The organism is Chryseobacterium sp. ZHDP1 (assembly GCF_018603435.1).
Taxonomy (GTDB): domain Bacteria; phylum Bacteroidota; class Bacteroidia; order Flavobacteriales; family Weeksellaceae; genus Chryseobacterium; species Chryseobacterium indicum.
The window spans coordinates 445,704-460,877 of record NZ_CP075682.1 but is presented as its reverse complement, the minus strand read 5'-3'; the positions used below and the strand labels follow the sequence as shown (position 1 = coordinate 460,877).

Sequence of the window (15,174 nt, the reverse complement as noted above, 5' to 3'; positions counted from 1 at the left end):
TCCTTAAAATCAATAATTCGTTTTCTTAATCTTTGCGTTAAAAATTCTAGATTAAGATTCAATTATTATTTAATTTATTCTCAACACTTGTCATTCTGAGGAACGAGGAATCTATTTTAAATGTTGGTCATTTAGATTCTTCACTCGGCTTCTGAACTGCATTCGTAGACTTTCTGTCTATGTTCCGAATAACAACAATATGTTTAAAAGTTAATTTAATTATTTTCAAAGTTTGTCATACTGGAAGCATCTCTAAAGTATTATGTAGATTCTTTCTGAATGACAAATGTTGTGTTTAACTGATACCCTTCTAAAAACTGTTCAGCCTTCACCGCCAAAAGCGGGTTTTATCCCGCTCTTAGTAAGTAAAAAAGTAATATTATTTTAACCAATTAATTCTTTTTGTCTGAACATTTTTAGAATCGGTTCCGATCATAATATCGAATTCTCCGCCTTCCCAGTCGTAATTAAGCTGTTCGTCGTAAAATTTCAGATTTTCAGGAGTTAAGCTGAAACTAATGGTTTTTGTTTCTCCTTTTTTAATGAATACTTTCTGGAAACCTTTCAGTTCCTTTACTGGTCTTACCACTTTTCCGAACAAATCTCTGATGTACAACTGCACCACTTCTTCCCCATCGTAATTTCCACTGTTGGTAACATTAACACTGATGTTTAATGTCTGATTTCCTTTAAGATTATTTGAGCTTAAATTCATATCAGAATATTTAAACTGAGTATAACTTAAACCATAGCCAAACGGAAATTTCGGATCATTATCCAGATCAATGTATGCGGAAACGTAGTTTCTGTCGGTATTGTTTTTTGCAGGTCTTCCGGTGTTGTAATGATTATAATAAACCGGAATTTGTCCCTCCGTTCTAGGGAACGTCATCGGAAGTTTTCCGCCCGGATTTACCGTTCCGAAAAGAACATCGGCAATAGAATTTCCGGCTTCCGTTCCCAGCCACCAAGTATACATGATTGCCGGAATATTGTCTGCTGCCCAATCAAAGACAAGAGGCCTTCCCGCGTTGATCATCAAAACAATCGGCTTTCCTGTTTTAGCAATTTCTTTCAGAAGATCTTCCTGAACGCCGGAAAAATGGATGTTGCTTCTGCTTTTTGCTTCACCGCTCATCGCATGACCTTCTCCTAAAGTCATGATTACGACATCTGCTTTTTTTGCTGTTTCCACCGCTTCAGCAAACATGGATCTATCCTGATCGTCAACATTTGCTCCTTTTGCATAAAGTAATGTTGAATTTTTATCTAATTGATTTTTAATTCCGTCAAACTGCGTTACAATTCTTTGGTTGTCATCTTTAAAAGCCACCGACCAAAATCCGTGATTGGCAGAAGTTTCTTTTCCGAAAGGTCCAATTAAAGCAACCGTTTTTACAGATCTTGAAAGAGGTAAAATGTTTTTCTCATTTTTAAGCAAAACAATGCTTTTCGAGCCAAATTCTCTTCCGAATTTTCTGTTTTCCTGATTGTTGGTCTGTTCCTGCTGTCTTTTTTCACTGCTGAAACGGTAAGGATCGTCAAACAATCCCATTTCGAATTTTTTAACCAAAATTCTTTTTGCGGCATCATCAATAAGCTTCGGATCTATTTTTCCTTCTTTAACCAGATTGGGAAGTTCTGCCATATAAGCGCGACTTTCCATATCCATGTCGCTTCCTGCATTTATTGCTTTTTCCGCAGCCTCTTTATTGTCTTTTGCGTAACCGTGAGGAACCATTTCGCCAATACTTCCCCAGTCTGAAACCACAAAACCTTTATAATTCCACTTCCCTTTTAATAAATCTCTTAAAATGTATTTGTTTGCCGTCGCCGGAATTCCGTTGATGTCATTAAAAGAGTTCATGAAAGTCGCCACTCCTGCTTCAGCCGCTGCTTTGAAAGGAGGAAGGTAGGTTTCGTTCAATTGTCTTAAACTCATATCAACAGAGTTGTAATCTCTTCCGCCTACCGCTGCTCCGTACGCTGCGAAATGTTTTGCACAAGCCATAATCGCATCCAGATTTCCAAGACCTTTTCCCTGAAAACCACGAATTCTGGCAAGACCGATCTGGGTTCCCAAATAAGTATCTTCTCCAGAACCTTCCATTACTCTTCCCCATCTCGGATCTCTCGCAATATCAACCATCGGTGCAAATGTCCAATGAATTCCGTAAGCTGAAGCTTCTGTTGCTGCGATTCTTTCGGACTTTTCGATTAACTTCAAATCCCAGCTCGCTGCCTGACCTAAATTCACGGGAAATGTTGTTCGGTATCCGTGAATGACATCCTGTCCGAATAATAAAGGAATTCTCAATCTCGATTTTAAAGCTAATTCCTGAAATTTTCTGGTTTCTTCTGCTCCTGCCACATTAAGCATTGAGCCTACTTTTCCCTGTTTTATTTCATTTAGAACACTTGCAGAATTGGAATTTTGCGGACCTGTTGCATATTCAAATCCTGAATACTGAACAAGCTGTCCTACTTTTTCTTCTAACGTCATTTTCGACAAAAGTTCTGAAACTTTCTGATCAATTGTCTTTTGTGCGAATACATTGATTCCAAATGCTGTAACTGTCAATAAGAAATAAACTCTCTTCATTTTAATCTAATTTTAATTATCTGTCCTTTTGTATGATTTTAACCTGAAGTTCATGATAAATTTTTACTTAACAAAGAACAAAAAGTTTTTAATGATTAGCAATTTTCGACAGAAATATTTGTCTTAAAAAATATAAGTTGCTGTTGAAATTCCCGGCATACTTACCGAAGCTGTTTTCTGATTATATTTTATGTTAAATGCCTTATCTGATGAATTGCTGTTCTGCACAATTAAGACTGTCTTTCCTGCCGGAGTTTTAAAAGCTACCGTGGAAAGGTTATCTGACTGTGTAGAAGCAATTCTCTGAGAGTTTGCCGGAACAAATTTTGAAGCGTGCGCAATAATGTAGTATGCTACATTTTTTTCGTAGCCTGCACTTCCGTTTATCGTAATTGCTCCTTTACATTGGGTACATCCTCCCGGAGTGTGAGGTCCGAATGAAGCATCATTGGCTACATTCCATTCCAAAGCATTTTTGCTCCAGTTTCTCATGGAACCTATGATAACGTTTTTCATGTGCCAGTCCAGATCTCCTGAAAAAGCACCGGTAGAACTCGTCCACTGTTCTGTAAAATAGACGTTTTTATTGGGGAATAGATTATGTACTGTTCCCAAAGCTGAAATATCTCCTGCATACAAATGGAAAGCCGATCCGTCTACATAAGGATTTGCCGCTGTATCATTTAAAACAGCTAAAGGATATGTCGGATTGTCGCAATTGTGATCATAAGCAATGATCTTTGTATTAATATTTGCAGTCTGAAAAGCAGGACCTAAATTATTTTTAATAAAAGCTGCCTGATCTCCTGCCGACATATACATGCTTGGATTATTTCCCGGATGTAAAGGTTCGTTTTGTGGTGTGATGGCATCAATTTTAATTCCTTGTGCCTGCATTGCCTGAATATATTTTACAAAATACTGAGCATAAACCCCATAATATTCTGGTTTCAGACTTCCTCCCATCGTATTTCCGTTGTCTTTCATCCAAACGGGTGGCGACCATGGTGTTGCTAAAATTTTGATATTCGGATTAATGATCAGAATATCTTTTAGCATCTGGATCAAAGCCTGATCTTTGGTTAAGCTGAATTGAGCCAATGTAGGATCAGTCTGTCCGGTCGGCATATCGTCATACGAAAAAACTTCGCTGTTGAGATCCGAAGCACCAATACTGATTCTTAAATAACTTACTCCAATTCCGGAAGCACTGAACAGATCATTTAACAATTCCTGCTTTTTTGTCGCACTCAGCTGATTGATTACCTGTACGCTTCCTCCTGTAAGTGTATATCCGAATCCATCTATTGTCTGAAACGTTTGTGAGCCATCTACTTCAATGGTAGTTCCGGCTGCTGAAGCTCCTGAAAAATAAGAGGTTCCCTGCTGTTGTAGTTTCACTGTCTGATCTCCTTTCGTTAACCACACCTGTACCGGATCTCCGGAAGTATTTCCTCCGTTACCGCTGTTTCCGGAATTATCTGTATTATTGGATAAATCCGAAGAGGTACTGCTGCAGTTTAAAAAAGAAAGAAGCGCTACACCGCAAAGTGCAGCACTTCTAAGTACGAAACTATATGAATATTGTGATTTCATATCAATTTAATTGTGTGAAGATTATTGAGTTCTACGGAATTCAACTTTATCAATACTAAGGCTATTTACAGTGCCTCCTCCACATTTAATTTCCAAATAAACGGTTCCTGTTGTTGTAGCTGTATAAATTCCGCCATTCTTCGATCCGTTGCATCCGACAGACGAAACTTTTCCTTTGAATTTGCTTGTTCCACAACCATCCCAAGTGTTGATGTTTCTGTAAACTGTTCCCCCTACATCCTGTCCCGTCACCGGAGCCGTATTTAGAACATAAACCTCGAACCATGTATTCACTAAAGGTGTATCAGAGGAAGCTACCATATCGATGGAATATTTCTGTCCTGCCACAACATTTACAGCCTGATAAATACCCTGCTGACTGCTTCCACTTGCAACAATGGTGGCTTTACCGTTAGCAAAAACCCATTGAGCCCCTGAAGCGCTGATTTTGTGAACAGACCATTTTGCAACTTCATCAGGTGTATCGAATCTTCCTCCCTGAATCATATTTCCGGAAATCGGATCTGAAGTAGGGACAACAATTGTTTCACTGGCAGTTCCTCCGACAACTCCACCAATACCTACCGCCTGATGCTGAATCACATAAGTTCCCGCATCCGGAAGGAAAAGATTCTGTTCACCTTTGCCATTATTATAGCCGTCATCATCTATATTCCAGCTTGAATTAATATAATTATTGTAATTTCTTTTCAGTAAATAGTGATTCTCCGATGTTTTGGTTACTTTAAAAGAAGCGTCTAAAGCTCCCTGAGAAATACCATTTCCATCACCATCAACACTATCTGGCGTACAGTTTGCCAAGAAAAAAACTGATGATGCCAATAAAATACTTTTATTTATATATTTAGTTATCATGTTTTTAATTGTATTTAATTAATATCCAGGATTTTGTTTCAAAATAGTTCCTGTAAGCTCTGTAAGAGGTATAGGCATGATTTCGTTTTTACCTGCAACAAAACCTTTGGAAGCCAATTTTGTAGAAGCTTCTCCCCATCTTACAAGATCAAAAAACCGATGTCCTTCTCCTGCTAATTCCCTTCTCCTTTCATCTTTAATAGCCTGTAAACTCACTGGTACCGGAGCTAACCCAACTCTTGCTCTTACAGCATCCAGTAAAGCCTGAGCTCTTGAACCTGTACCGTTAAGTGCTTCTGCTTCCATTAGATAGGTATCTGCAAGTCTTATTAGAATATAATTCTGTCTGTAATTTAATTCTGAAGCACCCGGTAGATTTGTAACTTTATCTTTTGTAGGCATAAACTTATTAAAGAAATATCCTGTATCCATATATGCAGGAGAATAATCAGCTTTACTCTGTTGCTTCAGCAAGTTCATATTCAGTATTGTAGCATCTCTTCTAGGATCTGTCTGCATAAAGTTGTAAAGATCTGTTGTTATGACATTGAATGCCCATCCAGAAACAATATCAGGAGCATCCGCCGACTTTTTGTTATAAGATCTCGGTGCTGTCATAATGCAAATAGAGTTTCCTTCATCTTTTCCCTGCCCCCAAAAACTCCAATCTGAATTTGCTTTATTGGTATGCATTACTTCGATGATGGATTCTGTACTGAATTTATAAGGATCATTAGCTTCAGTTATCGGCGCAGACTTAAATAGATCCGCATAATTCGCTACTAATTTATATCCGTACTGGCTGGTTCCGCCTGGTGTTCCGTTAACATCAGCAAACTGTGCTGCTGCTTCATTTTTTTTATTTTCGTAAAGATAAACCTTACCCAATAATGCTTTTGCAGCACCTTGAGTTAAACGTCCTTTCTGATCTCCTGAAACCGTCATTGGCAGATTTGGAATTGCTTCAAGCAAATCTGTTTCTATTTGAGCATAAACGGCAGACGGAGCTACCTGCGGAACATTGAAAAGATCATCTGATGCTGTAAATGGTTTTAGAATTAAAGGTATATTTCTGAAAATACGTACCAGATCAAAATAGTATAACGCACGAAGAGCTTTTGCTTCTGCAATAAATCTGCTCTTTGTAGTCTCATTCATTACTGCATTCGGAGCTCTCAGAATCAGTGTATTTGCTCTTGCAATTCCCTGATAGTAATCACTCCAATAACTTGCAGGCATTGTATTCGGATTAATCTGAAAATTTGATGCCCCCTGAATTCCGGCTCCGTCTGTTGCACTCCCTCCTCCTGCGTAAAAATCATCAGAAGCTGCGTTATAGAAAGTTACCAGATTTTCAAAACCTCCTGCATATTTGCGCAAAGGATCATACGTACCTACAAGGGCGAAAAAACATTCCTGCTCATTTCTGAAAAAGTTTTCAGATAAAAATGTACCCGGATTTGTCTTTTCTTCAAGATCAGCATCCGTACAAGATATATTCATTGCAGACAAACTTAAAAGTAAAGAAGCCGCAACAGTTATTTTTAAGAATTTATTTTTCATTATATTTTTTTTAGAAAGTTACATTAGCACCAAACATAAATGTTCTTGCCTGCGGATAAAATGCTCTGTCAATTCCGAAAGAATCTCCTGCTGCGATCTCTGGATCATACCCTGTATATTTTGTAAAAGTGAAAAGATTTTCACCTGTTACATAAAGTCTTAGTTTACTAACTCCAAATTTTTGAGTTAAATCTGTAGGCAAGGTATATCCCACCTGTACAAGCTTAATACGGAAGTAATCTCCTTTCTGTAGATACCAGTTAGACATTCTTGAATAGTTTTTGTTAGGATCATCTCTTGTAACTCTTGGATTTACGTTTGTAGATCCTTCACCTGTCCATCTGTCTAAAATTTTTGTCTGATAATTGGCATCCAGCATATCAAGTCTTCTTAGTCCCTGAAATATTTTATGTCCTGCAGCTCCCTGTCCAAATACCATTAAATCCCAATTTTTATAGCTAAGATTCAATGTAGCTCCAAAATTAAATTTAGGTATTGAGCTTCCTAAATACACCTTATCATTATCATCAATTACCCCGTCTCCATTAGCATCCTGCCAGATAAAATCTCCCGGTTTTGCATTCGCCTGAAGCATTTGTCCGTTTGAATTTACATAGGAGTTAATCTGCGCCTGATTTTGAAATACTCCCAAGGTTTGGAAACCGTAGAAAGATTTATAAGGTTTACCTACAATTGTTCTTTGTACAGGACCCATCGATTGGAAGCCGCTTTCGTCTAGATATTTAGTTCCTGCTTCTAATGTAAGAACTTCATTTTCATTATATGCAAAGTTTGTATTTAATGAAAATGTAAAATCATTCCAGTTTTTCTTATATCCTAGTTCTACTTCCACTCCTCTGTTTTCCATGTCACCAACATTTGCTATATATGATCCTGAAACACCTACGTAACCGGGTATATGAATTGGACGTAATATATCAACTGTCTTTTTCTTATAAAAATCTACGGATAAATTAAAGTTATTAAATATTTTAAAATCAGCAGCAACGTTTACTTGTCTTGTGGTTTCCCACTTCAAGTTTTCATTTGCTAATCCTCCAGGAGCATATCCTGTCAATACTGTATTATTTCCATTAGTATAATTAAATCCTGATACTAAGAAGCTTGAAAACATAAATGGCGGAATTCCATCATTTCCTAAAGTACCAAACCCTCCACGAAACTTCAAGCTGTTAATAACATTATTCTGAGGCCAAAAACTTTCATTATTAACATTCCATCCTAAAGAGAAAGACGGGAAAAGACCCCAATGATGATTACCACCAAAAAGTGAAGAGCCATCATAACGTAATGTCCCCGTTAACAAATATCTATTATCATAATCATAAATAAGACGTCCAAAATAAGAAGCTTTATTCCATTCTACATTGTCCCATGCATTTGAAGTTCTGTTTTCTGAAGGTAAAGCAAAGTTAAATGAAGCGTCCTGATAGCTGCTTATTGGAAGATTTGTATGGGTAATTGTCTGCCCGTTTCCAATATTATAATCATAATATCCCGTTCCCAATAAAACATTAATATTATGCTTTCCGAATTTATTTTGATAGTTTAATGTGTTTTCTAAACTCCATTCAAATTTATTCTGTGAAGTGCGACTTAAGCTGTTATTTACCAGATTACTGTAAGTAGGACTCAAATAGAATAACGGAGTAAAACTCTGGCTTCCCCAATAAGCTTTTTTACCGTTTAAAGATGATTTAAATGTGAAATGATCTAAAAATCTAACTTCAGCATAAACATTTGCAATAAAATCGTCTGACCAATTAAAGTTTCCAAGTTGAGTGTATCTGAAAGCTTTCGGGTTAGACATCTCCTGATTTACATAGGGTGAAATTCCGTAAGGATTACCGTTTTCATCTCTTACAATGTACGGATTTGTATACATCGCCGGATCTACCATAGAAAAATTATTAACAACAACAGGAGTAATAGGATCAAGATTTACTGCTGAACTTAAAGGCCCGCCGAACTCACCATTAGAGTTAATCCCCTGGCTTTTCTGATGTGTATATCCAAATGTCTGTCCTAAAGTAAGCCAGTCTGTAACTTTATGACTAGAATTAATTCTGGCTGTTAATCTTTTGTAGTAAGATATATCACTCATTACAATACCAGACTGATCATAATATCCAAAAGATCCGTAGAATAAAGACTTATCGTTTCCTCCCTGAACACTTACCTCATGATTTTGTCTCTCGCCTGTACTGAAAATCTGATCCTGCCAGTCTGTCCCTTTTCCAAATGCCGAAGGATTCTGAAATCTGACCTGTTTTCCGTCATTGGCAAAACCTTCATTAATAATTGTAGCATATTGTGTAGCGTCCAGAAGATCTAATTTTCTTGCAGCGTTACTTATACCGTAGAAACCATTATAAGTAAGATTCAGTCTTCCTCTTTTACCTTTTTTAGTAGAAACCAGAATTACCCCTCTTGCAGCAGAAACTCCGTAAATTGCAGAAGAAGCTCCATCTTTCAATACTTCAATACTTTCAATGTCGGACTGGTTTAGCCATCCGATTCCGTCGACAACAATCCCGTCGACAACCCAAAGCGGATCATTATTAGAGGAATAACTGGTAACCCCTCTTACTCTAATTGTTGCACTGGATCCCGGTTGACCGGAGTTAGAAATTACATTTACCCCTGCTGCTCTTCCTTGTAGAACCTGCTCCGGTTTTCCGGCTGGGATTGCCTCAATGTCGCTTGCTTTGATACTCGAGATGGCTCCCGTAACGTTACTCTTCTTCTGAGTACCATAACCAATCATGACTACTTCCTCAATTTTCTGTTCTTTTGGAAGGGTGTCGTTCTTTGTGTTTTGGGCACTGAAATTTGCAGTGAAATACAGCACCGCAACCATGCCTAAACTTCTAGATATTCTTACATTCATATACAGTTAGTTTTTTAATTCTCAAATTGAGACAATAAAAATATATTTTTTTTTAATTATTTAACATTTTATTAATAACTATTTTAATATTTCCTGTATTTTTGGGCATTTGAAGGCATAAATTTTTCTTCAGAAACAGTAAAAATTTCAAAAAAACAGATAAAATCAATCCCCAAAATGACGACCAAGCTCTCGAAAATATCGCTTCCGCTTAAACTGACTTTTCTAATTTTCTCTATGGTGCTAAACTGCATGGGCATTGTAATTCTTCAGCTTTCGGAGGCAAAAATTACTTATGATAAGCTTGGTTTTTTAGAGTCTTTTAAAGATCTTCCGATTGCCTTTATTTCACTTTTTGCCGTTAATTTCATCAGCAAAACCGGAACAAAAAAATCCCTGATTTCAGCTTTAACAATTGTTGGGATATGTTCTCTTATTTTGCCTTTCGTGGAAGTATTCTGGTTTTATAAATTATGGTTTGCCATTATCGGAGCTTGTTTTGCGATCGGGAAAATCTGTGTATTCGGAATTATCCGGAACAATATTTCAGACGAAAAATCTTTAGCAAAAACCATGAACAGCGTAGAAGCATCTTTCATGATCGGTGTTTTCGTGGTGAATATAGGTTTTGGATGGATTATTTCAAGCCGGTTTTCAGAATTCTGGAAATTCGGATTTCTATCAATCTCTGTATTATCGGCAATAACAATTTTTTTATTTTCAAAACTTCCTGTTTCGGAACCTGAAAAAATGAAGAGTGAAAATATTTTCAAAGAAGTTGCAGAAATCATCAACCCTTTAATTATTATATTTTTAGCGGTAATTTTTTCTATTGTTTTTTTAGAACAGAGTTTTAATTCCTGGCTGCCGTCTTTTTACAAAAATCATTTAAAAGTAAATTCTTTTTTTGCACTTCAGGCTTCATCGTTTTTAGCCCTTTTCTCTTATGCAGGAAGAACGATTACAGCAAATGTAATCCAGAGATTTTCACTTTCCAAATATTATATTTTGTGTATAGCATCTATTGCTACAGTTCTTTTAATCATCATCGGAATCCAGTTTTCCGGTTGGGACGATTCTAAAATTCTGCTGTTTCTTTTTCCTGTTATAGGATTGTTTTTATCTCCGCTTTACCCGGTAATCAATTCTAAAATGATCGCTACAATAGATAAGTCCAAGGCTAACCTATTCACCTCACTAATTGTTATTTTTTCTTCGTTGGGAAGCTCTGTAAGTTCGATCATCATGTCGGTTTTATTCGAAAATCAGCTCCTAAACTACTACTCCGTTTATATTTTATCTGCTGTTATTCTGCTGTTTACAATTAGTTTAATTTATTTTAGATTTGCAGATACAAAATTTAGAAAATAATTTTATTTTTACTCCCATGAAAATCAAGAACGAAAAGAGTAAGGAAACCCTTCAGGAACTTATTGATACAAAAGACTTTGTAGCACACGTGTCTGTAGACTGCACCATATTTGGTTTTCATAACAACATCCTGAAAGTTTTACTCTTAAAATACCACGATCTGGATTTGTGGTCTCTTCCCGGAGGTTTTGTTTTTAATGATGAAGATCTTCGCGAAGCGGCGGAACGTGTTCTGTATGAAAGAACGCATCTCCAGAATATCTTCCTGAAACAGTTTCATACTTTTGGAAGAATCGACAGGACAGAAAATAATGTTCACCAGATTTTACTTAAAAACAAAGGCGTTGAAGTGCCTAAAGATCACTGGATCTTCCAGCGTTTCATTACGGTAGGATACTGCAGTTTGATTGATTTTTCGATGGCAAATACCTTTCCGGATGCCTTCAACGAAAGCTGCGAATGGTTTGAGGTAGATAAACTGCCCAAAATGGCATTTGACCACGACAGAATTATCGAAACCGGACTGGAATATCTGAGAATGAACATCAATACCGAAGTAGCGGCGAGTAATCTTCTTCCCGAAAAATTCACCATGAAAGATCTGCAATGTCTGTATGAAACAATTTTGGGCGAAAAATTCAGAAGAAATAACTTTCAGCGTAAAATTTTAAGTCTTAATATTTTAGACCGACTGGAAAAACTGTATGACGGTTCTGCCAATAAAGCTCCGTATTTGTACAAGTTTAAAACCAGAATCTACAATCCGACAAATCAGTACCCTATTTCCAACGAAGAGGAAAATTAATTTTTGATGTTTTGTATTTAAAATTCATTTTAAATATCTAAAAATCAGCAGATAAAAGTCATTTAAAAAAAATTTCTCTGAAATAGTGAAAAGTCTTATTTTTAGGAAAATTAAAATATAATGTCATATTATTCCCTTACGAGCATTCCCGATTATTATGGGATCGATGCTTTACTTACTGAAGAACATAAACTTATCCGACAGTCTGTAAGAGACTGGGTAGAAAGTTTTGTGATGCCGCAGATTGATCATGCTGCCCAAAACCACACCGACATCCCGAATTTAATGAAGGAATTGGGACAAATCGGAGCTTTAGGACCTTATATTCCGGTTGAATACGGCGGTTCCGGACTGGATCAGATTTCTTACGGTCTGATTATGCAGGAGCTTGAAAGAGGTGATTCTGCAGTACGTTCTGCTGCCTCTGTGCAGAGTTCTCTGGTAATGTTCCCTATTAATGAATTTGGTTCGGAAGAACAGAAAAGAAAATACTTACCCAAACTAGCTGCCGGAGAAATGATCGGTTCTTTCGGTTTAACGGAGCCAAACCACGGTTCTGATCCGGGTTCTATGGAAACGCATTTTAAAGACATGGGAGATCATTATCTTCTGAATGGGGCTAAAATGTGGATCACCAACTCTCCTCTTTGCGATATTGCCGTAGTCTGGGCGAAAAATGAAGAAGGAAAAGTTCAGGGACTGATTGTTGAAAGAGGAATGGAAGGTTTTACAACACCTGAAACTCACAATAAATGGAGCTTAAGAGCTTCAAAAACAGGAGAACTGGTTTTTAATGATGTAAAAGTTCCGAAAGAAAATCTTCTTCCCGGAGTAACAGGACTAAAAGGACCTTTATCTTGTTTAAATTCAGCAAGATATGGTATTTCATGGGGTGTTATCGGAGCGGCTATTGATTGCTACTGTACTGCGGTTCAGTATTCTAAAGAAAGAAAACAGTTTGGAAAACCTATCGGATCTTATCAGTTGCAGCAGAAAAAATTAGCTGAATTTTTAACTGAAATCACTAAAGCTCAACTACTTTGCCTACAGCTAGGAAATCTTAAAAACGATCATAAAGCAACTCCTGCGCAAATTTCCATGGCTAAAAGAAATAATGTAAAAATGGCGATTGATATTGCCAGAGAATCCCGCCAGATTCTTGGAGGTATGGGAATTATGGGTGAATTCCCGATGATGCGCCACGCAGCCAACCTTGAATCTGTAATTACTTATGAAGGAACGCACGACGTTCATTTATTGATTACAGGTCTTGATATTACAGGAATTAACGCCTTCTAAGAGAGAAAATTTTGTAATAAATAATACACAGTCTGATCAGTTTCTGGTCAGACTTTTTTCTTTTTAAAAAAAATTGATATTCGCTGAATAATTATTGATATGATAAAATTACCGCTGTTTTATTTTAAAATTTTAATTTAAACATCAATAAAAATTGACAATAATGAAAAAATCAATTACTCTTTTTCTGGGACTTACAGCTTCCTTTTATTTTGCACAACAAGCCGGAGACGTTTTCAGTGTTGAACAAAAACTGGATCTTACGCCACAGGCGGTGGCAGGCTTTATTTCAAACAATCTTGGTGAACAGAATTCTCCTGATTTTATAAATTATCTCAACAGTTTTAATGTAGGTTTAAAAGCCTATAAAATAACGTATTATACAAAAAATGAGAAAAATAATCTTGTAAAAGCAACGGGACTTCTGATGTACCCGAAAGCGAATTACAAGCTTTCTACTGTAGTTTCGGATCACGGAACTACCGACAGCCGCCAAAATGTACCTTCTAATCTTAAAGGGGTTCTGTATGCAGGATTTGTAGTGGAGCTTTCTTATGTTCTCAACGGCTATATTTTAATGGCTCCCGATTATGTAGGGATGGGAAGCGGAGACGGAGTTCATCCGTATGTACACTATCCTACCGAAGCTTCTGCGACCATTGATTTTGTAACGGCAGCCAACAAAGTTCTTGCCCAGCAAAATGTGAAACGCTACGACGAGTATTTTTTAACAGGTTATTCGCAGGGCGCTCATGCAGCAATGTCCACATTAAAGAAATTGAGCATTTCGAATCCCAACAATCTGAATTTCAAATATGCTTATATGGGAGACGGACCGTATGATTTTTCGGGCGTTACTTTACAGAAAGGGGTTCTGGAAAAAGATGTTTACCCTTTTACTTCTTTTATCGCCAATGTTGTTAATACCTGTAATAAAACAGGTTACCAAATGTACAACAGCAGTATTTCGGAAGTAATCTCTTCAGAATATCTGGATCGCTACAATTATCATGTTGTTCAGGATAACGGAGGTTTGCTTTGGGGACCTTTGGTATGGAGAACACTTTTTACCAATAATTTTGTAAATGATGTCACGAATAATCAGAATAACAAATTGAGACAATGCCTGAAATCAAACGATGTGTACGACTGGTATAACAAAACACCTATGACTTTAGGACATTCTACGGTTGACCTTGCCATTCATCCGGAAAATACTTCTAAAACCATTGACGTTCAGAGAGGTTACTATTCGTGGTGGGATCTGAATAAATATAAACTTGAGGCATTTTACTGGGGACCTTTAGGACATATCGGAGGAATAGTACCTTTTATTCTGGCTTCCAATGCTAAATTTAATACTTTAAGAAGCGGCGGGCTTTTAAATGAATGGGCGATGCTGACTTCTAAACAGTCTCAAAATAGTCAATCCGGGATCAGTTCCATTTATAAATCACAGATAAAACCAGATCTTCAGAATATGGAACTTCTTGAAATCACAGATTTCAACAAAGAGAAAGCTGAACGAAAAGCTGTGAGCAACAATAATTTAGCATCCTTACAAGATGGAGTCTATTTATTAAAAGTCTCTGAAAACAATTCGGAAAAACTCATTCCGTACATTAAAAATAGTCCGGAAATGGTAGAAGAAAAGGATATTGTAAAATCTGAGATCAATAATATTCTGAATTTAAAAATCAATCAGGAAGAACTTTTAGCAGTCAATATTTTTGATGACAATAAAAATCTTATCAAGTCGGTTTCTCAGGAACAGTATATTAAAGATGGCGGGATCAATCTCAATACTATTGATTCTCAAAATCTTACTTTTGAAATTACCACCCGTTTCTATAATTTACAGTTTAAAAAACAAATCAGTGAACTGAAAACGGAGGATACTGTTTCGGTTATTGCTCAAAATAATCAGATTATTGTAAAAGCTAAAAGCGGTATTAAAAACATCAGTATTTACAGTATTTCAGGAGATTTGATCCAGAATCAGGAAGTAAACAGTTCTCAATTCGAATCAAATACCATCAAAACGGGAGTTTATGTGGTTCAGGTAATTCAGAATGACGGAAAAACCTTCAATAAAAAAGTGAAATTATAGTAATTTTCTTCATACAATCCTTCAAAGAGTGCATCCGTTTC

The 15,174-nt window shown here is 36.7% G+C and carries 9 protein-coding genes; 4 read left to right on the top strand and 5 right to left on the bottom strand.

Annotated elements, in window-relative coordinates; genetic code table 11:
• Positions 1-379: 379 nt before the first annotated feature.
• From bglX to KKI44_RS02005, 5 genes are all read right to left on the bottom strand, one after another.
• The gene (gene bglX / locus KKI44_RS02025; protein WP_214589616.1) at positions 380-2,602 is read right to left on the bottom strand and encodes a beta-glucosidase BglX; all 2,223 of its coding nucleotides are present in this window, start codon (positions 2,600-2,602) and stop codon (positions 380-382) included.
• A gap of 123 nt (positions 2,603-2,725) precedes the next feature.
• Positions 2,726-4,198, bottom strand: a complete 1,473-nt coding sequence (locus KKI44_RS02020) for a glycoside hydrolase family 30 protein (RefSeq protein WP_214589615.1) — start codon at positions 4,196-4,198, stop codon at positions 2,726-2,728.
• A gap of 21 nt (positions 4,199-4,219) precedes the next feature.
• Complete coding sequence (locus KKI44_RS02015) at positions 4,220-5,074, bottom strand: hypothetical protein (RefSeq protein WP_214589614.1); 855 nt, start codon at positions 5,072-5,074, stop codon at positions 4,220-4,222.
• Positions 5,075-5,092: 18 nt separating this feature from the next.
• On the bottom strand, positions 5,093-6,637 hold the full coding sequence (locus tag KKI44_RS02010; RefSeq protein WP_214589613.1) for a RagB/SusD family nutrient uptake outer membrane protein: 1,545 nt from the start codon (positions 6,635-6,637) through the stop codon (positions 5,093-5,095).
• 10 nt (positions 6,638-6,647) lie between these two features.
• On the bottom strand, positions 6,648-9,548 hold the full coding sequence (locus tag KKI44_RS02005) for a SusC/RagA family TonB-linked outer membrane protein (protein WP_214589612.1): 2,901 nt from the start codon (positions 9,546-9,548) through the stop codon (positions 6,648-6,650).
• Between the two features lie 177 nt (positions 9,549-9,725).
• Here KKI44_RS02005 and KKI44_RS02000 point away from each other — a divergent pair, with 177 nt between their 5' ends.
• The 4 genes from KKI44_RS02000 (at position 9,726) to KKI44_RS01985 (ending at position 15,133) form a co-directional block, all read left to right on the top strand.
• Entirely contained in the window at positions 9,726-10,919 is a 1,194-nt protein-coding gene (locus KKI44_RS02000) for an MFS transporter (RefSeq protein WP_250902140.1), read from the top strand.
• A 16-nt stretch (positions 10,920-10,935) separates the two neighbouring features.
• Complete coding sequence (locus tag KKI44_RS01995; protein ID WP_185204411.1) at positions 10,936-11,724, top strand: NUDIX hydrolase; 789 nt, start codon at positions 10,936-10,938, stop codon at positions 11,722-11,724.
• 120 nt (positions 11,725-11,844) lie between these two features.
• The gene (locus tag KKI44_RS01990) at positions 11,845-13,023 is read left to right on the top strand and encodes an acyl-CoA dehydrogenase family protein (protein WP_087709898.1); all 1,179 of its coding nucleotides are present in this window, start codon (positions 11,845-11,847) and stop codon (positions 13,021-13,023) included.
• Between the two features lie 163 nt (positions 13,024-13,186).
• A complete protein-coding gene (locus tag KKI44_RS01985) occupies positions 13,187-15,133 on the top strand; it encodes a T9SS type A sorting domain-containing protein (RefSeq protein WP_214589611.1) in 1,947 nt (648 codons plus the stop codon).
• The last annotated feature ends 41 nt before the right edge of the window (positions 15,134-15,174 follow it).

Bases quoted from the DNA above. Each gene is read 5' to 3' on its own strand.
- bglX (WP_214589616.1), bottom strand. From the start codon at position 2,602: ATGAAGAGAGTTTATTTCTTATTGACAGTTACAGCATTTGGAATCAAT.
- KKI44_RS02020 (WP_214589615.1), bottom strand. From the start codon at position 4,198: ATGAAATCACAATATTCATATAGTTTCGTACTTAGAAGTGCTGCACTT.
- KKI44_RS02015 (WP_214589614.1), bottom strand. From the start codon at position 5,074: ATGATAACTAAATATATAAATAAAAGTATTTTATTGGCATCATCAGTT.
- KKI44_RS02010 (WP_214589613.1), bottom strand. From the start codon at position 6,637: ATGAAAAATAAATTCTTAAAAATAACTGTTGCGGCTTCTTTACTTTTA.
- KKI44_RS02005 (WP_214589612.1), bottom strand. From the start codon at position 9,548: ATGAATGTAAGAATATCTAGAAGTTTAGGCATGGTTGCGGTGCTGTAT.
- KKI44_RS02000 (WP_250902140.1), top strand. From the start codon at position 9,726: ATGACGACCAAGCTCTCGAAAATATCGCTTCCGCTTAAACTGACTTTT.
- KKI44_RS01995 (WP_185204411.1), top strand. From the start codon at position 10,936: ATGAAAATCAAGAACGAAAAGAGTAAGGAAACCCTTCAGGAACTTATT.
- KKI44_RS01990 (WP_087709898.1), top strand. From the start codon at position 11,845: ATGTCATATTATTCCCTTACGAGCATTCCCGATTATTATGGGATCGAT.
- KKI44_RS01985 (WP_214589611.1), top strand. From the start codon at position 13,187: ATGAAAAAATCAATTACTCTTTTTCTGGGACTTACAGCTTCCTTTTAT.